Raw genomic sequence first — 22530 nt, 5'->3', positions numbered from 1 at the left:
ACCATACACAAACGTTAGACCAAAACTGAAACGACAGAAGTAAATTATGAAAATAACAAATGGAAAGATTTTAATATTCTTTGGGATTATTCACCCACTTTTAGGTATTTCCCCTTTTGCTTTTGGAAAACAATTTTCTGGATTCGCAGACAAATTCTTTTTCAAAATAAGTGAAGGATTATTTGAGTTTCCACTGCTTAAAGGACAGATGAATTACGAAAATTTTGCTGCTTTTTGGTTTTTCTATTATGGACTTTTACTCATTCCGCTCGGAATTTTAGTTGGTTACATTGAGAGAACAAATGGTCTAATACCAAAAAACTTCATTTGGGCATATTTGATTATAGTTTTACTTGGTGTTTTTATGATACCATTTTCTGGAATGACATTTTTAATGTTACCGCACGCAATTTATATGCTAATTCAACGAAATAAGCAGAATAGCAAAGTAGAGAAATGAATTATCGAATTCCTAACAGAAAACATTTTGAAAATAATTTTATAATTCAAGATTTAGCGAAAGATTTTGAATTGCTAGATGTTTGGGAATATCCAATATGTTTTAAACCAACCGAAAATGATAGTTTATATAAGTTTAGAAAAACAGCAATTGAACCCACTTTAAAAAATGTTTTCAACTTTACGCCAACTGGATTATTGTTTTATTTTAGAGCTTTAGTTGGTAAAGTTTTTAGTTTAGATAAAAATGTTAATGAACTTTCGATACCTGATTGTAATGAAATTACTTTTGCGGAACGATTAACTGAAATACAAAAAGAAAAGCATTCGTCTGAACTAAACATTGACCTGCGAACAGAAAATTATTTTGACTTTAGGACAGTTTATTCAATGGAAAATGAAACGGTTAACGAAATTTCAAACGCAACAGAACACACTCTAATGCATTATGGTTGGGTAAAGACAAATAATGAATGCTATAAAGTACAAATGGCTTCTTATGTAAAGCATAGGACAAAGTATGGAAAATTCTATATTTGGTTAATCAAACCGTTCAAATATTGGATTGTTTATCCATACTTATTCAATGGGTATGTGAAAAAATGGAATAAATATAAAAATAACGAACGCACAACAATGTATAAAAATAATAAGGGTTAAGTGCCAAATTCAAAGTTGGTACATATTAACAAAGTCCGCCAAATTACAATTTGATGGTTTAAAGAAAGATAACGGTATAATTATAAATTTTGGCTAAGTGCTAAACCGAAAAGCAAGTACATTTCAGTCCGTTACTATCCTTATACCAACCGTTACCATGAAAAAACCTAAACATTCTCACCGGAAGTATGATCACCAAATTTATCATAAACGATGAGCTTTACAAAGAAGCCATTGAACCCATTGCACAAGCAAATAATTTTGTCTGGATCGCCACTGCTGACATTAAAGATATGCATGTGCGTCAGGGTAGTTCTGTTGTTTCATTTTTGGCTGTCCTTAACTCGCTGATAAAAAAAAATGTTGCCATCCGCATTCTACACGCAAAAGAGCCCGGCCCAAATTTTAGAAAAAGTTTTGATAAATATCCCAGATTGTGGGAAAGCATAGAAATGCAATTATGCCCCAGGGTTCATTTTAAACAAATTGTTATCGATGGAGAACTTGCTTATTCCGGATCAGCTAACCTTACCAGCGCGGGATTGGGGATGAAAAGTAAAGATAAGCGCAATTTTGAATCTGGAATTGTCACAACGGATCCTGCGTTTATTGATTCTATAATGAAGCAATTTGATGAAGTGTGGATGGGAGGTTTTTGCAAAGATTGTAAACGCAAAGAGTTCTGTCCCGATCCAATTTTGTAAAATCAAATTAACCTGGAAACATCTTCATGGGCAAAGAAACACAAAACCTTGTTAAAGTGTGGTTTGATAAATGGGAAGATGGCGATTTCCTCAACTTACCAGTGTCAGAAAAATTCAAGCACACTAGCCCTTTTGGGACCACAGAAGGCAAAGAGAATTATATTAGCCTGGTACAAGAAAATAAAGATAAATTTCTGGGTTATAGTTTTGAAATCCACGATGAGATCTATTCCGAAAAGAAGGCCTGTGTGCGCTACACGGCAAAACAAGGCGATTTTGCGTTGAATGTTAGTGAATGGTATTATATAAATAATGATTTGATTGAAGAAATAATTGCTCATTATCATATTGGTGAGATTCGTGAAGACCGAAAGCTTGATAATCCCTCCAAAGTTTAAGCAACCCCTTATGGCAAAAGAGATTCATGTTAAATCTGTACTCAACAAATCTAAAAAACGTGATAGCTGGTTTTTAGATGACTATACTTTTAATCCCTACAGCGCCTGCTCATTCAACTGCCTTTACTGCTACATCCGTGGAAGCAAGTATGGCAACAATCTTGAAAAAAGCCTTTCCGTTAAAATAAATGCGATTGAATTATTAGACAGGCAACTGGCAAATCGGGCTAAAAAAAATCAATATGGAATTATAGCTTTATCTTCGGCCACAGAACCCTATCTTCAAATGGAAGAGAAATACGAAATAACCCGGAATGCACTCAAAGTAATTCTCAAACACAAATTCCCAGTTCATATAATCACAAAATCAGATTTAATTGAACGTGATTTTGATTTACTAAATCAAATAGACAAGTCAGCGATTCTGCCTGACGATTTAAAGCATTTGGGAAGAGGCGCAATAATTAGTTTTTCTTTTTCTTCGATGAATGATGATGTAGCAGCCATTTTTGAGCCGGGTGCAACCAAGCCATCAGCAAGGTTAAGTATTCTCGACAAAACAGTACAGCGTGGATTTTTAAGCGGTGTAACCATGATGCCATTTTTCCCATATATTTCTGATACAACCAAACAATTATACTTACTTTTTTCAACTTTAAAAAAGAAAAAGGTTCACTATCTTTTGCCTGCCACAATTACACTTTTTGGTAATGAAAAATCCAGCAGTAAGGTTTTAATGTTAAATGCTATAAAAAAACATTACCCTGAATTGGAAGAAAAGTACAAAAAGTTTTTTTCTGACAATTCAGAAATGCCGTATTATTACAGAAATGCCTTTCACAAAAAAATGAAAGAGCTTAGTTTAGAGTATAATTTAAATGACAATATTTTAGCAGCTGCAATCAAAGGTCAGTTATGAAAGCCATCGTTTATAGCCAATATGGAAATCCGGAAGTTTTAAAATTAAAAGATATCGATAAACCTGTTCCAAAAAGTAATGAAGTTTTAATAAAAATATATGCCACATCGCTTAACGCATCCGATGGTGAGTTTCTAAAAGGACGTCCGTTTTATACTAGAATGTGGGGATTATTTAAGCCCGGAAAAACCATCCTTGGTTCCGATATTGCCGGCGTTGTTGAAGCTTGTGGAGAAGAAGTAAAAGAGTTTAAAAAGGGAGATGCTGTATTCGGTGATATCTTTGATTTCTGGGGAGGATTGGCTGAATATGTTTGTGTACCCGCAAACAGGCTTTTATTAAAACCGGGAAGTATATCATTTGAAAAAGCTTCCTCCATTCCGCAAGCTGCACTTGTGGCCCTTCAGGGACTTCGTGATAATGGAAAAGTGCAACCGGGGCAAAAGGTATTGATAAACGGTGCCGGTGGTGGGTCTGGCAGTTTTGCAGTTCAATTGGCAAAATTATTTGGTGCCCATGTTACCTGCGTCGATAGTTTACAGAAGTTTGAGCTGATGCGTTTACTTGGCGCTGATGAAGTTATAGATTATACCCAGGAAGATTTTACTGAGAACAGGCAAAAATATGATTTGATTCTCGATCTCATTGCAAGTCACTCAATTTTTCATTATAAACGCGCGCTTACAAAAAAAGGTGTCTACATAATGGTTGGTGGAAACATTCCTCATCTACTTCAAACTGCTGTTTTTGGATCAATAATTTCATTAACCGGGAAAAGGAAAATGGGCATCCTCGGCGCAAAACCAAACAAAGGATTAGCTGACATAATACAATTTATTGAATCCGGAAAAATTAAACCGGTTGTTGACAGAACATTCAAATTGGATGAGACGCCTGAAGCTTTTAAAGTACTTATTGAGGAAAATGTAAAAGGGAAAATTGTAATACGAATAAATCAGGAAGAAAAATAAAACTGATTTTTTCCAGGTCTCTTATCTAAATACAAAATAGCAGATAATGACAAAAATTATCAGCACAGAAAAAATAACGGTTCTATCAAAATTTGTTCTAAAAAAAAGCATATTATAAAGAGGTGACGATGCCTTTTTCTTCATATCCTTACCAGCCAGCCATTCATTCACAAGTTCCATTGTATGCTTCACCATTACATCCACAACGGCCTGCGCATATTCTTTTGTAGCCTTAGCAGGATAACCACGAAAGCCCTGGTCACCGGGATAGACTTTGTTGCGCATGCGCTGCCCCCGTGTTAAAACATAAGGCTCCAACTTCTTAAATGAATCCTTTACCAGGTGAGGTTTCATCAAAAGCATTACACTTGTTTCCCACCAGCCGGCATGGGAATCATTTTTTATATTTTCCTTCTCCTGCTCTGAAAACTCCGATCCCAAAATAGCTTCAATCTCATGGATATATTCCCCGGTCATCAGATTAAAGGCAACATTTCCACTCGGTGAAATAACGGACATATTGTATTTTCTGGAGCATTTTCGGGCAGCTTCTTCGAGGGCAACTACATGACCTAACCCGCCATGACCATTTGAAAGCAGCACATATTTAAAACCATGTTTCCCAAGATGTGAGCAATAGTCATAAACGATTTTACGCATCGTGCGCTGCTTGCTGTTAATTGTACCCAACCAGCGAATGCCACCACTGCCAACGTGAAGAGGCGGAAATTTTACAATTGTAAAATCATTATGATTTTCACTTATTTCATCCATTAGTTTTTCAGCCATAAACTCGGCAACAAATACATCTACGCCAAAAGGCAGATGCGGGCCATGCTCTTCCAGCAAGCTTACGGAAAGTAGAAAAACCGTTTTTTCACGATTGAGGGCATCAAGTTCAAGAGCAGTTAAATCTTCAAAAGCAAGGTAGTTTTTTTTCATTGAAATAATCAAATCGCTTGGAAATGGTTGATAGAATCAAGTTCGTTTTTTATTTGTGACCTACCCTCCCTCAAGTCAAATTCCATTTGTAAATTTAACCAGAATTCAGCCGAGTTGCTAAAAAACTTAGATAACCGGAGAGCTGTATCTGGGGTAATACGGCGTTTCTCGCGGACAATTTGAGAAATTCGTGTTGGAGGCATTTTGGTTTCTTTGGCTAACCGGTATGATGTTATCCCAAGTTCCCGTAAAAATTCTTCACGCAATATTTCTCCGGGATGGATGTTTGGTAATTTGCTCATTTCATTTCCTTAATGATAATCTACTATTTCTACTTGATATGCATCGGACTCTTTCCATATAAAACAAATGCGCCATTGATTGTTTATTCGAATGCTATATTGGCCTTTTCGGCTTCCTTTAAGTTTTTCCAAACAGTTTGCTGGTGGAATCTTTAAATCATTTAAATTTTTTGCCGCATGAATAATGAATAGTTTTCTTAAGGCTATTTTTTGTAGATTTAATGCATACTTTTTTGAAACTTTTTGATTCCAGATCAATTCGGTCTCTTTATCTCTAAACGATTTAATCATATTTGATATTAACGCCAAACGACAATAATTTCAAATAAATTTTATTTTGTTTTAACTTTCATCCAAATTGAGTACTGCTTACATTTTAGCCCCATTATAATTTCACGAAAAATATGCTGCAAATAAACAATCTTTCATTTTCCATTGGCGATTTAAATCTGCTAAGAAATATCACATGGACGATTAAACCAAACAGGCGAATAGGACTAATTGGGCCAAATGGTGCCGGTAAGACAACCTTTTTAAGAATCCTGACCAATGAATACGAGCCAACCGGCGGATCAATTTCTATACCCAAAAATTATTCCATTGGCTATCTGCCACAGGAAGAAATAATCTTTGAAGAAAAATCCATTCTTGATATTGTGATGACCGGAAATCCGGAACTGATTCAAATTGAACACGAACTTAAAAACACCCATAAACAGCTTGATGCCGATGATGGGAATCCGGCTTTGTTAAAAAAACTGGGCCTGTTGGAAGATCGCTTTTCCCTGCTCGGTGGATACCAGATTGAATCGGAAGCAAAAAAAATATTAAGCGGTTTAGGATTTAAAGATGGTGATTTTGACAGGATAATCAGCGAATTTAGCGGCGGCTGGCGAATGCGTGTTCATTTATGTCGTTTGCTGCTTCAGGCACCTGACCTGCTTTTAATGGATGAGCCGACAAACCATCTCGATTTAAGTTCTCTGGAATGGCTTGAAGATTATCTGCAAACATTTTCCGGAACAATAATAATTATTTCGCATGATCGTTTTTTTCTTGACAGGCTGGTAAATGAAATTGCCGAAATGGATAAAGGCAAGATTACAAGCTATTCCGGCAATTATCATTTTTATGAAGAAAAAAAAGAGCTGATGACTGAGCAGCTTATAAAAGCATGGCAAGCCCAACAGGAAGAACGGGCTCGAATCCAAAAGTTTATTGATCGTTTTCGCTATAAAAACACAAAAGCTGCTGCTGTTCAAAGCCGTGTAAAAATGCTGGAAAAAATGGAAATCATCGAACCACCGGAACAGACTTCCAGATTTTCATTCCAAATCCAGGCCGATGTAAAAAGCTTTAAAGAAGTATTGAGTATTTCTGATCTGGCTTTTAGTTATGGCGAAAACCAGGTTTTTAAAGATTTCGATTTAAATATTGTGCGTGGTGAAAAGTTGGCTCTGGTTGGCGATAATGGCCAGGGCAAAACAACACTAACCCGGTTGATCCACAAAGAATTGATTCCTCAACAAGGTCAGCTTCATGTTGGTGAGCGGGTAAACATAGGCTACTATGCGCAGCATCAGGTAGATGCATTAGATTTGAACAAAACCATTTATGAAGAAGTGGAAGAAACTGCAGCGCCTTCATTCAGACCAAAACTGCGCGACATTCTTGGCATTTTCCGTTTTACCGGCGATGATGTAAATAAAAAAACAGGCGTTCTTTCCGGAGGAGAAAAAGCACGTGTTTCATTAGCCAAAATATTGCTTTCGCCATGCAACTTTTTAATTATGGATGAGCCGACAAATCACCTGGATATGGCCTCCAAAGATGCACTTGAACATGCTCTGCGCGATTATGACGGAACTCTTTTGGTTATCTCACACGACCGTTATTTTCTGGATCGCCTGGTTAAGCGTGTAGTAGAAATTAAAGAAAGTAAATTGTATGATTATCCGGGGAATTATTCATATTATCTGAACAAACGAAAACAATATCACCCGGAAGAAATTGAAAATCAGGTTCCTTCAAATAAAAAAGTTGAGCCTGCCAATGTTACTGAAATAAAAGGTTCAAACAGCTCAAGAAAATCCAAGGAGCAAAAAAGAGAAGAAGCTGAAGCACGTAAGCTTGTTAGCAAACAGCGAAATGTTTTACAAAAACGGATTGATGAGATTGAAAATAAACTCGATCTGTTAACATCGCGAAAAGGTGAATTGGAAAATCAACTGGCCGATCCTGACACCTATAATGATCCGGTTAAAGGCAAAGAACTGAACAAGGAATACGGTCAAATCGATATTGAAATTCCTGCACTTGAAATTGAGTGGGAGCAAAAGCATTTGGAGTTGGAAGAATTGCTAAATTCATTACAATAAAAAAACCTCCCAGAATTTTTATTCCCGGAAGGTTTTTAATTATGATAATTAATAAAGCAGCATCGCAACCTACATTATAAAAAGCATTTCACGATATTTTGGCAAGGGCCATAAATCATCCGGTACAAGCTCCTCTAAGGCATCACTATGTGCACGAACTGCATCCATTGCAGGAATGACTTTCCCGGCAATAAAAGCCGCTTTCTCTTTTTCCGAATCAAGTGCCTCAGCTTTTTCTGTCAACTCATTTAATAAAGCTGATGTCTTTGACAACCCTGCTACCTGGCCTGCTACTTCTGTTAATAATTTTGCTTGCTCATCAATCACGGAAGCATCACCCAGTAAACTACTAACCTCATTTAATCCTTTTACTGCGCTGATCACATTATTTTGATAAGCTAAAGCCGAAGGTGTAACCATGGTTGAGACTATTGTTTTTAAAGTTTCGTACTCAATGGCTATGATGTTGCAATACCGTTCAAGTTTTGTGTTGTAGCGGGATTCGATTTCTGCCTCGGACAAAATCCCCATGCTGGTAAGCATTTTTATATTTTTATCAAAACGGTATGCCTCAAGTGAAGCAGGTGTATCTTTGAGATTTGGCAAGCCGCGTTTTTCAGCTTCAACTACCCATTCATCCGAGTAATTATTTCCTTCATAACGGATAGCTTTCGTTTTGGCAATATATTTTTTTAATGCTGCAAAACAAGCATCTGTTGTATCTTTTCCTGCCTTTTTTTCAGAATTGATTTCTTCAATAATTGAGTTGAGCGATTCTGCAACAGCCGCATTTAAAACAGTGGCAGGCATGGAAATACTGGCTGTACTGCCCAGTGCCCGAAACTCGAATTTATTCCCGGTAAAAGCGAAAGGTGAAGTCCTGTTACGATCTGTGTTATCCTGCAGAATTCTTGGAAGGTTTGAAATTCCCATATCAATAATTTTTTCTCTGCTAACATGTTCATCACCCTTCTCGATACTATCAAGAATATTACTTAGGGTAGACCCAAGAAATACAGACATAATTGCCGGTGGTGCTTCGTTTGCCCCAAGGCGATGATCATTTCCTGTGGAAGCAATTGTGGCACGCAAAATATCTGAATAGCTATAAACCGCATCTAAAATTGCAACAAGAAAAACAAGGAACTGTACATTTTCACTTGGTGTATGGCCAGGATCCAAAAGGTTATGTCCATCGCTGTCTGTCATAGACCAGTTAAGATGTTTGCCACTGCCATTTACACCGGCAAAGGGTTTTTCATGAAGAAGTAAAGCCAGATCCAATCGTGTAGCAACCTTTTTTAATATCTCCATTACCTGCTGGTTTCTGTCTGCAGAAATATTCGCTTCCGAAAAGATTGGCGCTAACTCAAACTGGTGTGGCGCCACTTCGTTATGACGTGTTTTAGCCGGGATTCCCAATTTATAAAGTTCTTTTTCGGCGAGCTGCATAAATTCCAAAACACGTTCTTTTATACTTCCAAAATAATGATCTTCCATTTCCTGGCCTTTTGGTGGCTGTGCGCCAATTAATGTGCGTCCTGCCAGGATCAAATCCGGACGGCTGTCGTAATAATCACTATCCACCAAAAAGTATTCCTGTTCCGGGCCAAGTGTTGTAGTTACTTTGGTAACTTCTCTGCCGAATATTTTTAGTGTGTCACAGGCTGCTTTATCCAGCACGCTCATCGATCGCAACAAAGGTGTTTTCTTATCCAGTGCCTCACCATTGTAAGAAATAAAAACTGAAGGGATACATAAAATACCACCACCGGGTCCTTCCATAATAAACGCCGGGCTTGATGGATCCCACATAGTGTAACCGCGAGCTTCGAATGTTGTACGCATTCCACCACTTGGAAAGCTGGAGGCATCAGGCTCACCCTGGATAAGCATATTTCCGCTAAAACGCTGAATCGGCTCACCATCACCATTTATATCCAGAAATGCATCATGTTTTTCAGCAGTCAATCCGGTCATCGGCTGAAACCAATGTGTAAAATGGGTGATTCCATTTTCCAGCGCCCATTCTTTCATGGCATGCGCTACTGTATCTGCTACTTCCTTATCAAGCTTAGCACCATTTTTGATTGTATTTTGCAAACTTTTATATGTCTCTTTTGGCAATTTTTCGCGCATAAGCGTATCATTAAAAGTATTTATACCAAAATAATCCATGAGGTTATCACGTTTTAAATCATTATTAGTAACCGGCATTTCTAATCCTTCCTCTATTATTTTTTATTTTCAATTTTAGTTTTTAAATGTTCCAGCGATAAAGCTGTAGTTTCTTTTGGGCTGGAAAGCACAATATCTGTTGTCGTATTTACAACGCCTTTCCACGATTGAATCCTCGCTAATAATTTTTCAAGACTTTCTGTATTGACTGTTCTAATCTTTAAAAGATGTGATCCACCACCGGTAATTGCGTGGCACTCCTGAATTTCCGGTTCTTTTTCTGACTGGTCGATAATTATCTGGTAGCTTTTTGATGATTCTGTCGCGATAAATACAAAAGCCATCATATCCAGGTTAAGTTTGCGGGCATCGGCAATACAGGCATAATTTCTTATTACACCCGATTCTTCCATTTTGCGCATTCGTTCACTTACAGCCGGAATAGTTAGCCCTACATGTTCAGCTATAACGCTTCTTTTCATGCGTCCTTTCTGTTGTAACATGTTTAGAATTTGAAAATCTGTTTTGTCTATTTTTAGCTCCATTCTTTTTAATCGTTAAACACGAGTGCGGTATATAATAAATTTATTTAAGCAAAGCAATATTTTTTCTTTAATTATTAAAGTTTTTCGGTAGAATCACTTGAAAGGTTTATATATTTACGGACGAATAGTTAAAAAAATTAAAAGAATATGAGTAGATGCTTAAAAATGTACCAATCAAATATTTTGTACATCAAAAAAACTAAAACAATATTTGGTGAGATATAAATGCAGTTAGATCAATTTGACGAATTCTTAAAGAACCATCCAATTGTAATAAGTTATTTTTCTACTCCACAATGCTCTGTTTGTAAAGTTCTAAGACCTAAAATTGAAAAATTGATAGAAAATTATAACGAAGTGGTTTTTAAATATATTGATACAACCAAGCAACCGGAACTGGCAGGACAGTATTCTATATTTGCTGTCCCATCGATTCTTATATTTGTAGAGGGTAAGGAAAGTAAAAGATTGAGCCGCAATTTTTCAGTATCTGAAGTACATCAATTTCTTGAACGTATGACTAGACTAATTTAATGAATTAAATTTTGGGTAATTTATTTTTCAAAAAATGATCTGAATTTTTGAGGCATCTCAACAATATTACCGGTTTCATAATTAAAAAAAACAAAGCCTGTTTGGGCGCGACATACTTCCTTGCCAGTTTTTGTATTTTCCAACAGATATTTAAAATCACAGCTCATTCGTCCTGGATTTTCCAGTGAAATCTTTATCGTCAATAAATCTCCATAAAAAACCTGCGCCTTATAAACCAAGGCGGCATTATTAACTACAGCCCCAACACCTTCAATATCAATTTCAGTATAACCGTGAGATTTTAAAAACTGTGCCCTTGCTTCGTGGATTATTGTAAGATAGACATCATTGCCAAGATGTCCTCCATAATTCATATCAGTAATACGAATAGGAATTTCAGTTTCGAAAATATAATTTTGAGGTAAATCTATTTTTATTGAAGACATCTCATTTCTACCAATCTTTATGAATGTTATAAATTCAGCATATAAATCCGGGAAATTAAAATATGTATTTATATATTTAACTTCTCAAGCAATACACGTGTTTTCTTTAGAGCATCTTTTTCTGCTTCACCATTGACTGAGTAAATTTGTTCGGCACTCTTAAGCATTTCCTTTGCTTTTCCTAAATCATTCTGACCAAACAAACTTTTACCCAACTCAAAATAAGCACTGGCAATTGCCGGATGATTTGCCCCCAATTTAGCTTGGCGTATTTTTAAAGAATTTCTGAGGAACTCTTCAGATTCAATAAATTTTTCCCGCGCATTTAATATCCTGCCCATCATAAAATAAGCGCTGCCAAGGTATGGGTGGCCTGCATCATAAATCTTTTGAAAAATCTTGACTACTTCTCGTTCTTTTTTTTCTGCAAGTGCATAATTCTTTTGATAAAAAGTTACAGCGGCAATATTGTGCTGGGTTGTTGCGACTTCAGGGTTATCATCGCCAACAAGTTTACGCCACATGGCCAGGGCCTGCTCATGAAGTTGCAATGAAGCCAGTGTATCGCCAACATTTAGTTTCACAAAAGCATAGTTATTTAATGTGTTTGCAATCTCCGGATGTTCATCCCCATAATTATGCCTAAAAACAGAAAGAGCCTTTGCATATATACTGTCTGCTTTGTCATAATCGCCTAAATCATCATAAGCATATGCCAGGTTATTATACACACTGCCTACCTGATAGTGATTCTCTCCAAAGAAACTATGCATTAGTTTTAAGCTTTCCTCGAACACAATAATTGCACTGTCGTAACGCGCTTCATCCAGTTCCATTGTTCCAAAATCATTTAAAGCAATGGCATAGTCTCCACTCGTAACCTCACCAATCTCCCGGTATAATTTAATTGCTTTTCTATATAAACTATCCGCTCTGGAATAATTTCCGGAGTAATGCTCAACAACAGCAAGTTCACGATAACCATTTGCAACTGCCGAGTTTTTGCTTCCATAAAAACTTTCTAATAACACAAGATTTTTTTTAAAATGCGTCCTGGCTTTTCCGTAGTGTCCAAGGCTTTGATATGCTTCCCCAACTATGGATCGTATTTCTGATTCAATTTGCGGTTGTTCATTTAATTCATTTGGAATACGTTTTGTTGCTTCATCTAAAAGTTGTTCCACAGTTAACTCTTTACCCGATTCTAACGGATTTGCAGCAGCAAGTGTTTTTTCGACAAATTTTAATGTCTGCCGTGCCTTTACTTCTTCCTCTTTGGCTATTTGAGCCTGCCAGGAAATTCCAACTATCCCGGAGAGCAAACTTAAAAAAATAATTATTACTGCCGCAAAGCTAACACGGTGACGTCTAATAAATTTTCCAACCCGGTAACTGGTAGAATCTTTACGCGCAGAAACAGGGAGTTCATTTTGGTATCTTCCAATATCTTCAGAAAATTGTTCAATGGACAAGTAGCGGCGTTGCGGTTCTTTCTGAATTGACTTTAAAATAATATTATCCAGGTCACCATTTAATTGCTTAATAAGCTTTTCTACAGAAGTTTTACGTAACCTACTTTGCTCATCGGGGTTTACATTTTCAGTTTTATTTTTTGTTGGATTATTAATGGATGGTTGTTTTAAAACAGAGCTGGGTTTAGCAGGTATTGTCTCTACAACTACCTTCTCAATTGCAGCTGGAGAGCGATCAAGAAAATGATATGGGCGATAACCTGTTAATAAGTTATACAGTAAAATGCCGAGTGAATAGACATCTGAAGCAGTACTGATTGGTTTTCCCTGAATCTGCTCCGGGCTGGCATATTCCGGTGTTGATATACGCGAACCCTCAATTGTTAACTCGTGTGATTCGCCTGTGTCAGGATCAAGCAGTTTTGCAATTCCAAAATCTAACAGCTTGGGTACACCTTCGCTTGTAACAATAATATTGTTTGGTTTAATATCGCGGTGAACAACCAGATTTTGGTGTGCATAGTTAATCGCCTGGCATATTTTTCGAAATATTTTCAGGCGTTGGTTAATTGTAAAATGTTCCTTGTCGCAATAATCCGTAATTGGCATTCCCTCAATATACTCCATAACCAGATAAGGCAATCCATCTTCAGTACTTCCACCATCCAGTAAACGTGCAATATTTGGATGGACCAAATTTGCAAGGATTTGCCTTTCCTGCCGGAACCGTTTTAACAAAGCATCTGTGTCCATCCCGCGTTTAATTATTTTAAGGGCAACCTTTTTATGAAAATCATCATCACGTTCGGCAAGGAAAACATTTCCCATGCCCCCTTCACCGATATGTTTTTCGATTTTATAAAGACCAATTTGCCTGCCAATATATCGTGCTGCACTTTCATCAGATTCAGAAAACATGTTCACTTCAAGACTATGCGTTTCTAAAAAATCCTCTGACTCAGAATGCGCCGATAACATTTGAGAAACTTTTTCGCGAACGTCATTATCATCACAATTTTTTGATAAATACGATTCCCGTTCCGTTTCCGGAAGGTCCAACATTTCCTGAAAAAGGGTTTTTATTAATTGCCACTGTTCAGATGTCATAATTGTCCTGATTTTTTATTGAGGTTATCCTTCGTCTTCGCTCAGGATGAAGTTGCAATTACTAGCCTTGATTTAAAACTGTTCTTCATGGTGAGCGGAGACGAACCATCTATTTTTTGTTTTTATAATGTGACTCATTCCTGCAAACAGATAATTCACATAATAGATCTATATCGCCATTGATCAAAGCTTCCTTCTTTGCCCGCGACCAACCTTTAATTTGACGCTCACACATAATTGCGTCTTTATATGTTTTAAATCCTGCGGACCACATAAGAGACACGGGTCTTCGGTTAAAAGTATAGCCTTTATATGTTCCTTGGTTATGTTGTTCAATTCTGACATCTATGTTTTGGGATTTTCCGGTGTAGTAGCTGTTATCCGAGCATTTTAAGATGTAAACCCAGGCTTTGTATAAATTTGACATTATTGATTTCCAAATATCCTTCGTCTTCGCTCAGGATGAAGTAAAAACAATATCTAATAAAATCAAACCCGCTCTTCATGGTGAGCGGAGACGAACCAACGAGTCACTTCTATTTCCCCCTAAAAAGACATCTCACTAGCAAGCCAGGCTTTGGCCGTAGTCCATTCACGTTTCACAGTCGCTGGAGAAATATCCATGGCTTTTGAGGTTTCATCAATAGTCAACCCTGCAAAATAACGCAATTCTACAATACGGCCTAAACGCTCATCGTAAACCTCTAACTGTGATAAGGCATCATCCAAAGCCAAAACTTGTAAAGACTTCTCTTCATTGGAGACTGCATTTTCATCCAAAGTAATATTAATCTGCGTACCACCTCGCTTTATAGCTTTTTGTTTTTTGGCATATGCAATCAGGAATTGTCGCATTGCCCGTGCTGCAATCGCAAAAAACTGAACGCGGTTTTCCCAGGAAAGATAAGCTTCATCAACAAGCCGGAGATAGGCTTCATGAACCAAATCTGTAGTTTGAAGTGTGTACTTACCAGATTCTTTTTTTAGATAACCCGAAGCAATTCTTCTCAGCTCCTGGTAAATAACCGGGGCTAACTCTGAAAGGGCCTTGTCATTCCCTTTATTCAATTGTTGTAGTAATTGGGTTACTTGTGTTTGTAGGTTCCGGGCCATGGCTTAAAATATTATTCCTTAGCGTCTCTTTCAATGCAAGATAATCACTAAATTATATTTTATTGTGAGCCAATTCATATTTCTTTTTTCCCTTTACAAATAGTAGCAAACGAAAACAATTATTAAAAAAGAGGCTCAAAAAATGAAAAAGCATTCATTAATTTCTATTTTACTTTTTTCAATGTTTTTAATATTGGCATGTTCAGATGACTCAACCAGCCCAATCGAAGATGATGATGATGGATTGCCAACAGGAACGCTGGGTACAGTTACAGATATTGACGGCAACGAATATCAAACTATAAAGATCGGCAAACAGTGGTGGATGACAGAAAACCTTAGGGTAACTCGCTATCGAAATGCGGATTCCATCAGGCATGTTCCTGATGACAATGAATGGACGACCTTAACAGAAGGTGGTTACTCAATATATGATCATCATGGCGCAAATATTATAACGTATGGATTATTATACAACGGGTATGCCGCACAGGATAGCCGAAATATTGCACCGGATGGATGGCGTGTTGCCACCGATGACGATTGGAAAGAATTAGAAGTTTTTCTCGGTATTCCGGAAAGCGAGTTAAATGACAATCAGTGGCGCGGTACAAATGAAGGTGATAAAATCAAAGAATCTGGTACACTTCATTGGGTCGCTCCAAATGCAAACGCAACGAACGAATATGGTTTTACAGCACAACCTAATGGGTTTCGCAGCAGCCTCAATGCCAATTTTATTGGCCTTGCCCATCAAGCTTATTTTTGGACATCCTCTGTATATAATAACGGATCAGATATTTATGGTTGGGCGCGCGGTCTACACCGGGACCATACAGAAATCAGCCGTGTCTATTATAATAATAACAATGGCTTTGGTGTACGTTGTATTAAGGATTGATATCTTTTACAAAAATGAATAGTAAATGAAACTCAAAAAGAAAGAAGACAAAAATGCATAAAACTTTCAATGTTTTGATTATTTCAATTTCAATATTTTTATTCTTCTCCTGCTCTGATAATTCAACAGGATCAGATAATGATCAGAACAATAATTCGGCCGGTACTGTGACCGATATTGATGGGAATACTTACAAAACCGTAAAAATCGGTGATCAATGGTGGATGGCAGAAAACCTGAAAGTTTCCCACTATCGCAATGGAGATGCAATATCATTCCCAACGGATAGTTTAGGCTGGGCAAGCAACACAAGCGGTGCATATGGTTTTTATGATAATGATAATGGCAACGCTAATTCCTATGGAAATTTATACAATTGGTATGCCGTTAACAATGTAAAAAATATTGCTCCAGAAGGTTGGCATATTGCAACAGATGAAGACTGGAAGCAACTGGAAATGGCATTGGGGATGAACCAGGCTGAAGCAGACAATATTGAGTGGCGTGGTTTGATTGCACCGAAGCTTAGGGAAACCGGAAACGATCACTGGAGTCTGGGACTTGACTCAGATAACGAAAGTGGTTTTACTGCTCTTCCCGGCGGAATAAGGCTTCAGGAGAATAAAGATTTGTTTCTGACATGGTTTGCATTTTTCTGGACATCATCAAGTGAAAACAACACACCGATTTACAGACAAATAAGTTATATCACCGACGGGGTTAAAAGGTTTTATGAAATCCCTCAATCCGGTATGAGTGTTCGGTGTGTAAAAGATTGATGAAAATAAGCTTGTAATAGAACCAATTAACAAACCGGAGGATTTATGAAGCTTAAAAAGCAATACAGCCAAATCTTGTTTTCAATAGTCATTTTTGCTTTTCAGAGCAGCTTTGCCCAAAGTAATTGGATAAGCCAAACCAGCAATACCACAAAAACATTAAAAGCGGTTTACTTTAGCGATGCAAACAATGGAGCAGCGGTTGGCAATAATTATTCCGTTTTTCATACAACCGATGGCGGGGCAAATTGGGTAGAACAGACGAGTTCATCATCAAATGAATCTATGGAGGATGTTTATTTTAGTGATGCAAGCAATGGGATTGCTATAGGAAGACAAGGGATAATTTTCAAAACATCTGATGGTGGAACAAATTGGTCACCCAGCTCTGTTGATGGTGTTACAAACCATCTTTACGGTTTATCGTTTAGTGATCCAAACAATGGCACAATTGTAACAAGCAACAGTGAAAAAATACTACGTACAACTGATGGTGGCGATAACTGGACAATCCAAGGTGTATCTTTTCAAGACAATTTGAATGATGTGTTTTTTAGCGATGCAAATAATGGAACGGCTGTTGGAGGAGGTGTTGGCGCTTCTGATGGGCTCATCCTAAGAACAACCGATGGCGGGACAAACTGGATTCAGCAAACAAGCGGAACAGATCTTCCCCTTTATGCTGTTGCATTTACAAGTACAAACAACGGCATTGCAGTTGGTGGTGGCGGACTTACACTGGGTTTAATACTTCGCACAACGGATGGCGGTGCCAATTGGACGGATGTTACCCCAAGCGCAATACCTGCGCTTAATGATGTTTCTTTTGGAGATGCCAATAACGGAGTTGCAACCGGGCTAAGCGGGACTATTTTACGAACAAACGATGGTGGAGCAACTTGGATTACAGAGCCCAGTGGAACCACAGAGTTTTTAATGGGTGTTCACCTTGTTGATGCAAACAGAGCATTCATAGTTGGTACAAATGGAACCATCCTAACATATTCTGCCCCGGTTGGTATTAAAGATAATGATGATTTTATTTTAGAAGATTTTTCACTCGGCCAGAACTACCCGAACCCATTTAACCCAACAACTACTATTTCTTTCAACATCCCAAAGTCGGAAAAGGTGATATTGACTGTTTATGATTCACTTGGGAAAGAAGTAATAGTTTTGGCAAATAGTTTTTATACATCCGGAAGCCACAAAATAGTATGGGCAGGAAATAATCGTTTTGGGATTCCCGTCAAAAGTGGACTATATGTCTATCAAATCAAAAGTGGGAAAGTTGTTATGCAAAAAAAGATGTTATTGCTAAAATAATTCACATAAAAAAGAAGCTGCCATGATAAATAACAACAAGAAGAACTATTCTTATTCAAAATCAAATCCTATTATTATCTGGATAATCACGATTTGTTTATGTCTTTTTCCCAAGCTTTCTGCGCAAACCGGATTTTCTTTAACACCGGTTTCCGGAGCTGATGGAGAATTTGAAACCATTGAACTGGATGGAGAGACCGTTTTTAGATCATCCGGTTCTCCGGGTACATACGCCATTTATATGTATTTCCAGGCAGGGGTCGCGATACAATCTTCCGATGCTTATGTAGAAGTTGTTTATCGGGATTTTGGCAAAGGAAACCTTGGGCTTCAATTCAACTCCGCTTCGAGCGACTATGAATTTGCCATAAACCATACAGCAGCAGATTTGCAAGATACACAGGGCGAAAGAATTGCAATATTCGAGCTGGCAGACATGGATCTTAGGCAGGCTCAAAACCTTGGTGCTGATTTACGGCTATTTTTAAATCCTCATGTACAAATGCATATCATTTCTGCTACATTATACCTTGGACCTTCTCCGAGCCAATTAACAGGTTTTCCTTCTTATTTAATGACAAGCCATATTGTGAGCACCTCTGTTTTTCACTGGTATGTTCCAACAGCAGGGCAGCTTGACGGACCATGGAGACCTGTCGAAGGTCGTGAAAATTGGACCGGACAACCTGATTGGTGGAAAACTCAGATCAAACAAATGATGGCTTCTAATATCGATGTTCTTTGGGTCCATTTGATGAAACAAAGTGAAAGTATCCGTATAAATCTTTTCCGGGCCCTGGCAGAAATGCGCGCCGAAGGATATGACGTCCCCAAAGTTGCACCATTTTTAGATCCATTGATTACCTGGCACGAAAAACCAAATATAGATTTGGCAACCAGCGCCGGGAAGGATTCACTGGCAGCGCAATATATCCGCTTTTTTAATCAATACTTTAGCGTCAACACAGACAAATACGCAGATGACTATCTGGCAAAAATTGACAACCGAATTATATTAGATACCTGGCATGTGCATCTGAACATGGACAATGTGGTATCGCTGGAACGAAACGATCTGGAAAGCCGTTTGCAAAATGCTTTTGCAGCAGAACATCCTGTTTTCAATAACGGTATTTACATGATTACAACGGCAGTCAGCCCGATTGTGTTTTCATTTGCTGATGAACGAACTGTACAATTTGAAATTAATGATTATTTTGTTGCAAACTCTTTTAATGATCTCAAAACAGTACAACTAAAGGGTGGTTATTGGGACCAAAACGTGCGCACACCCGGTGATTTTTTGGCGCGTGATGGTGGAGCGAACTACCAGGCGGCATGGAACCAGGTAGATACATCGGTGAACCGTATTTATATTGAAAGCTGGAATGAGTATGATGAAGGAACCGGCATTTATGCAGGTTATACCGGTGCTCCATTTATCCTGCCCGGAAGTGACAACCCCAATACAGATACCTGGTCCCAAACAGATGATCCTTATGAGTATATAAAAACAACAGCGCAGGGAGCAGCTACTTTTAATGATTTCCCTAATCTCAATTCAAAAATAATCAGCCATTCCTTTCCTGATACAATGAAGCCGGGAGAAATGGCAACTGTTCGGGTTACTATTCGAAATGAAGGAAACACATTTTGGAACAATGGAGCAGGGTTTAGCTTCGGCCAAATCGTTTTGGATGAAAGTGAACGTTTTATTGCAGAAAACAAAATGATAAACGATGACCACGATGATATCCCAATATTTGGTGGAATTTTCCGTGGTCGGCCAAAAATCTTCACCCTAAAAATAACTGCGCCGGATACGCCAGGGAACTACAATACAAAATGGTCTATGCTAGATGCTTCAAATTGGTTTGGTGAAGCACCGGATATACCAATCGAGGTGAGCACTGCAACAGCAATTCCTAATAAGAAAAATATTTTGCCAGAGGTTTTTAGTCTCAAGCAGAACTATCCAAATCCATTTAATCCGGCAACTTCAATTCGTTATAGTTTGCCATCTGTTCAAAAAGTGCTACTTACCGTTTATGATATTAAAGGGAAAAAAGTGGCAACTTTGGAGAATGGCCTGATGCAGGCAGGAAATCATAAAGTTATTTGGAATGGAAAAAATAGTGATGATGATCCTGTAAGCAGCGGAATTTACATTTATGAAATCAAGGCTGGTAAAAAAAATCTAATTAAAAAGATGATGTTAATAAGATAAGGAAATATTTCCTAAACGTAGATAGAAAAAACAAGGTGAAAAATGAAAATCCTATTATTGATTCTAACAATCTTATGTTTAGTAATTTTAAATTCTCATGCAAGTGAACTTCTTCTTTCGGAAACAAAAGTTGATAGTGTTCAAGCAACTTATGGGCTAAAAGGAAATGGAGTTATCATTGCCATTTTAGATCGTGGTATAGATTATGAACATCCTGATTTTACAAATGATGATGGTAGCAGCCGAATCCTGGCAATTTATGATATGCTCGATCCTGCCGGCGCAACTGCTTCAAATAATCCCTATGGAATAGGTACCATTTATAACCAGGCTGATATTGACACAGCTTTGTCGACAGGTATTCGTTTATCTACAAGAGATGCCGTTGGACATGGAACTGCAACAGCAGGAATTGCCGGTGGAAATGGAGCTGTCAGTGCCGGCAAATATCAGGGAATCGCCCCTGAAGCGTCCTTTATAATAGTAAAAATAACGTCTGAGGGAGCTCCTGCGCATAACGGTGAAGCAGCTGAAGCAGCGTTCTATAATCCAGACTATATCCAAACCGCGATTACTTTTGTAAAATCGAAAGCATCTGAAATGAACATGCCTTTTGTGATGCTTGCAAATTTTGGAAGTATTGGTGCACCTATGGATGGCAGCAGTTCTCTTTCCCGAATGATTGATTCTGAATTTGGACCCGGACACCCCGGACAGATATTTGTTTCAGGCAGCAGTGATGGCGGAGGAATGGATAACCACGCTTCCGGGACAATCAGCCAGGGTGATACAATTGAAATAAAAATAAATAAAACAACTTCTTTTTTAAGATTCGATTTGTGGTATGATGAAGAAGATCGGTTTGATGTGGAAATAATAACACCGACTGGAAATCTTGGACCTTTATCATCCCCATTCTTCAACAGTCAACGCGCGCAACATTTTTACAGTGAATTCAATTATTATCATAATGGAAGTGCGGTGGATTTTTACAATGCAGAAAACAATAAAAAAGAATTATTTATAGATTTTATTAAATCATTGGGCAGCTTTACAATTCGCTTAATCGGGACACAAGTTAATAACGGAACCTTCCATACATCCCTTAATCCTTCACGAATATTTCATGGTAATAATAATAGTTTTGAAAGTTTCGTGGTTCCGGGTTACACCATTTGGGATCTCGCTTCTGCTCATAATAATATCACGCCAAACTCATATGTTTTACGCCAAAATTGGATTGATATCGATGGCATAACCAGAACCGATATTGGAAATGAGGTTGGTGAGGGTGAGCTATGGCCAGGTAGTGGCGTTGGGCCAACCTACGATGGCAGGCTTGGAATTACAGTGAGTGTTCCTGGCAATACCAACATTTGCGCCTATGCGCCCAGATCATATTTTGCTTCACTCAACCACGTTTTGGTACAAGATGGAAATGGAATGTACGGCACACTTGGAGCAGTAAGCGGAGCAGCTCCGGCCCTTACCGGTATTATTGCCTTAATGCTAGAGGCCGATTCTTCCCTTGATGCAAGCCAGGTAAAAAGTATTCTTGAAAATACTGCCAGAAGTGACGCATTTACCGGAGAGGTTCCAAATAATAAATGGGGACACGGAAAAACAGATGCTTTCGCAGCCATATCGTCAATTTTAGGACCAACTAGCATTGTATCCGGAAATAAAGCCAAACCAGATAATTTCTTTCTTGCACAAAACTTTCCAAATCCTTTTAATCCATCTACTACAATCCATTATAATTTGCCAAAAGCCGAAACTGTAAAACTTGAAATCTTTGATATGCAGGGAAGGAGAGTATCAACTTTGGTAAATGAACGTCAATCTGCAGGAAGTTATAAAATTACCTGGAACGGAAATAATCTTAAGGGAAAACCTGCAAGCAGCGGTGTTTACATTTACCAAATCAGAGCTGGAAATTTAGTTTTAAACCGCAAGATGCTTTTGATGAAATGAAGAAATATTAGCTAACTTTTCAATTTAGGATTGGATCAGTTCCATTTGAATCTTTTAAATTCCAAAGGCCATTGGTAAAAAAGATCGAAATGATCCAATCCTTTTTTATACTTCTAAAAAATATATCAACATATTTGAGCTTTTTCCCCATTCTTTTTTCCCTTTATAATTAAGACCCAAACCAATTCCACATAA

General features: G+C 37.8%; 22 protein-coding genes. 13 read left to right on the top strand and 9 right to left on the bottom strand.

Annotated features, from left to right (window positions below; genetic code table 11):
• Positions 1-46: 46 nt before the first annotated feature.
• From HND50_11090 to HND50_11065, 6 genes are all read left to right on the top strand, one after another.
• Positions 47-460 (top strand): hypothetical protein, encoded by a 414-nt coding sequence (locus HND50_11090; protein NOG45773.1) that lies wholly within the window; start codon positions 47-49, stop codon positions 458-460.
• Positions 457-1119, top strand: coding sequence for a DUF2867 domain-containing protein (locus HND50_11085; GenBank protein ID NOG45772.1), 663 nt, complete (start codon positions 457-459; stop codon positions 1117-1119). Before HND50_11090 ends, HND50_11085 begins: the two co-directional genes overlap by 4 nt.
• A 191-nt stretch (positions 1120-1310) precedes the next feature.
• Entirely contained in the window at positions 1311-1823 is a 513-nt protein-coding gene (locus tag HND50_11080; GenBank protein ID NOG45771.1) for a phospholipase, read from the top strand.
• Between the two features lie 26 nt (positions 1824-1849).
• Positions 1850-2221, top strand: a complete 372-nt coding sequence (locus tag HND50_11075) for a nuclear transport factor 2 family protein (protein NOG45770.1) — start codon at positions 1850-1852, stop codon at positions 2219-2221.
• Between the two features lie 10 nt (positions 2222-2231).
• Positions 2232-3140 carry a radical SAM protein gene (locus HND50_11070; protein NOG45769.1) on the top strand — a complete coding sequence of 303 codons (909 nt, stop codon included), beginning with the start codon at positions 2232-2234 and terminating at the stop codon, positions 3138-3140.
• Complete coding sequence (locus tag HND50_11065; GenBank protein ID NOG45768.1) at positions 3137-4111, top strand: NAD(P)-dependent alcohol dehydrogenase; 975 nt, start codon at positions 3137-3139, stop codon at positions 4109-4111. The genes HND50_11070 and HND50_11065 overlap by 4 nt, the downstream gene beginning before the upstream one ends.
• Positions 4112-4132: 21 nt before the next feature.
• On the opposite strand, the gene HND50_11060 is transcribed toward HND50_11065, so the two are convergent.
• Genes HND50_11060 through HND50_11050 form a run of 3 tightly spaced genes read right to left on the bottom strand, consistent with a single transcriptional unit; the run spans position 4133 to position 5646 of the window.
• Positions 4133-5053, bottom strand: a complete 921-nt coding sequence (locus HND50_11060) for a creatininase family protein (protein NOG45767.1) — start codon at positions 5051-5053, stop codon at positions 4133-4135.
• Positions 5054-5061: 8 nt separating this feature from the next.
• A complete protein-coding gene (locus tag HND50_11055; protein NOG45766.1) occupies positions 5062-5355 on the bottom strand; it encodes a HigA family addiction module antidote protein in 294 nt (97 codons plus the stop codon).
• A gap of 9 nt (positions 5356-5364) precedes the next feature.
• A complete protein-coding gene (locus tag HND50_11050) occupies positions 5365-5646 on the bottom strand; it encodes a type II toxin-antitoxin system RelE/ParE family toxin (GenBank protein ID NOG45765.1) in 282 nt (93 codons plus the stop codon).
• Between the two features lie 113 nt (positions 5647-5759).
• On the opposite strand from HND50_11050, the gene HND50_11045 reads away from it, so the two are divergent.
• A complete protein-coding gene (locus tag HND50_11045) occupies positions 5760-7733 on the top strand; it encodes an ABC-F family ATP-binding cassette domain-containing protein (protein NOG45764.1) in 1974 nt (657 codons plus the stop codon).
• Positions 7734-7802: 69 nt separating this feature from the next.
• Here the strand turns inward: HND50_11045 and HND50_11040 are convergent, their stop codons facing one another.
• Positions 7803-9950 (bottom strand): glutamine synthetase type III, encoded by a 2148-nt coding sequence (locus tag HND50_11040; protein NOG45763.1) that lies wholly within the window; start codon positions 9948-9950, stop codon positions 7803-7805.
• A gap of 17 nt (positions 9951-9967) precedes the next feature.
• Complete coding sequence (locus HND50_11035) at positions 9968-10456, bottom strand: Lrp/AsnC family transcriptional regulator (GenBank protein ID NOG45762.1); 489 nt, start codon at positions 10454-10456, stop codon at positions 9968-9970.
• 225 nt (positions 10457-10681) lie between these two features.
• Here HND50_11035 and HND50_11030 point away from each other — a divergent pair, with 225 nt between their 5' ends.
• Positions 10682-10990 carry a thioredoxin family protein gene (locus HND50_11030; GenBank protein NOG45761.1) on the top strand — a complete coding sequence of 103 codons (309 nt, stop codon included), beginning with the start codon at positions 10682-10684 and terminating at the stop codon, positions 10988-10990.
• Positions 10991-11010: 20 nt separating this feature from the next.
• Here the strand turns inward: HND50_11030 and HND50_11025 are convergent, their stop codons facing one another.
• From HND50_11025 to HND50_11010, 4 genes are all read right to left on the bottom strand, one after another.
• A complete protein-coding gene (locus HND50_11025; protein NOG45760.1) occupies positions 11011-11436 on the bottom strand; it encodes an acyl-CoA thioesterase in 426 nt (141 codons plus the stop codon).
• A 68-nt stretch (positions 11437-11504) separates the two neighbouring features.
• Positions 11505-14015 carry a serine/threonine protein kinase gene (locus tag HND50_11020; GenBank protein NOG45759.1) on the bottom strand — a complete coding sequence of 837 codons (2511 nt, stop codon included), beginning with the start codon at positions 14013-14015 and terminating at the stop codon, positions 11505-11507.
• A gap of 109 nt (positions 14016-14124) precedes the next feature.
• Entirely contained in the window at positions 14125-14442 is a 318-nt protein-coding gene (locus HND50_11015; GenBank protein NOG45758.1) for a GIY-YIG nuclease family protein, read from the bottom strand.
• A gap of 119 nt (positions 14443-14561) precedes the next feature.
• Positions 14562-15128 carry a sigma-70 family RNA polymerase sigma factor gene (locus HND50_11010; protein ID NOG45757.1) on the bottom strand — a complete coding sequence of 189 codons (567 nt, stop codon included), beginning with the start codon at positions 15126-15128 and terminating at the stop codon, positions 14562-14564.
• 142 nt (positions 15129-15270) lie between these two features.
• On the opposite strand from HND50_11010, the gene HND50_11005 reads away from it, so the two are divergent.
• From HND50_11005 to HND50_10985, 5 genes are read left to right on the top strand one after another with little or no spacing between them, the layout of a single operon-like run.
• On the top strand, positions 15271-16029 hold the full coding sequence (locus tag HND50_11005; protein NOG45756.1) for a hypothetical protein: 759 nt from the start codon (positions 15271-15273) through the stop codon (positions 16027-16029).
• A 53-nt stretch (positions 16030-16082) separates the two neighbouring features.
• The gene (locus HND50_11000; protein ID NOG45755.1) at positions 16083-16808 is read left to right on the top strand and encodes a hypothetical protein; all 726 of its coding nucleotides are present in this window, start codon (positions 16083-16085) and stop codon (positions 16806-16808) included.
• 45 nt (positions 16809-16853) lie between these two features.
• Positions 16854-18134, top strand: coding sequence for a T9SS type A sorting domain-containing protein (locus HND50_10995; protein ID NOG45754.1), 1281 nt, complete (start codon positions 16854-16856; stop codon positions 18132-18134).
• A 22-nt stretch (positions 18135-18156) separates the two neighbouring features.
• Entirely contained in the window at positions 18157-20361 is a 2205-nt protein-coding gene (locus tag HND50_10990; GenBank protein NOG45753.1) for a T9SS type A sorting domain-containing protein, read from the top strand.
• Between the two features lie 42 nt (positions 20362-20403).
• Positions 20404-22335 carry a S8 family serine peptidase gene (locus HND50_10985; protein ID NOG45752.1) on the top strand — a complete coding sequence of 644 codons (1932 nt, stop codon included), beginning with the start codon at positions 20404-20406 and terminating at the stop codon, positions 22333-22335.
• Positions 22336-22530 lie beyond the last annotated feature (195 nt).

Source organism: Calditrichota bacterium, assembly GCA_013112635.1.
GTDB lineage: Bacteria > Calditrichota > Calditrichia > Calditrichales > J004 > JABFGF01.
This window is presented reverse-complemented; position numbering and strand designations above follow the sequence as displayed.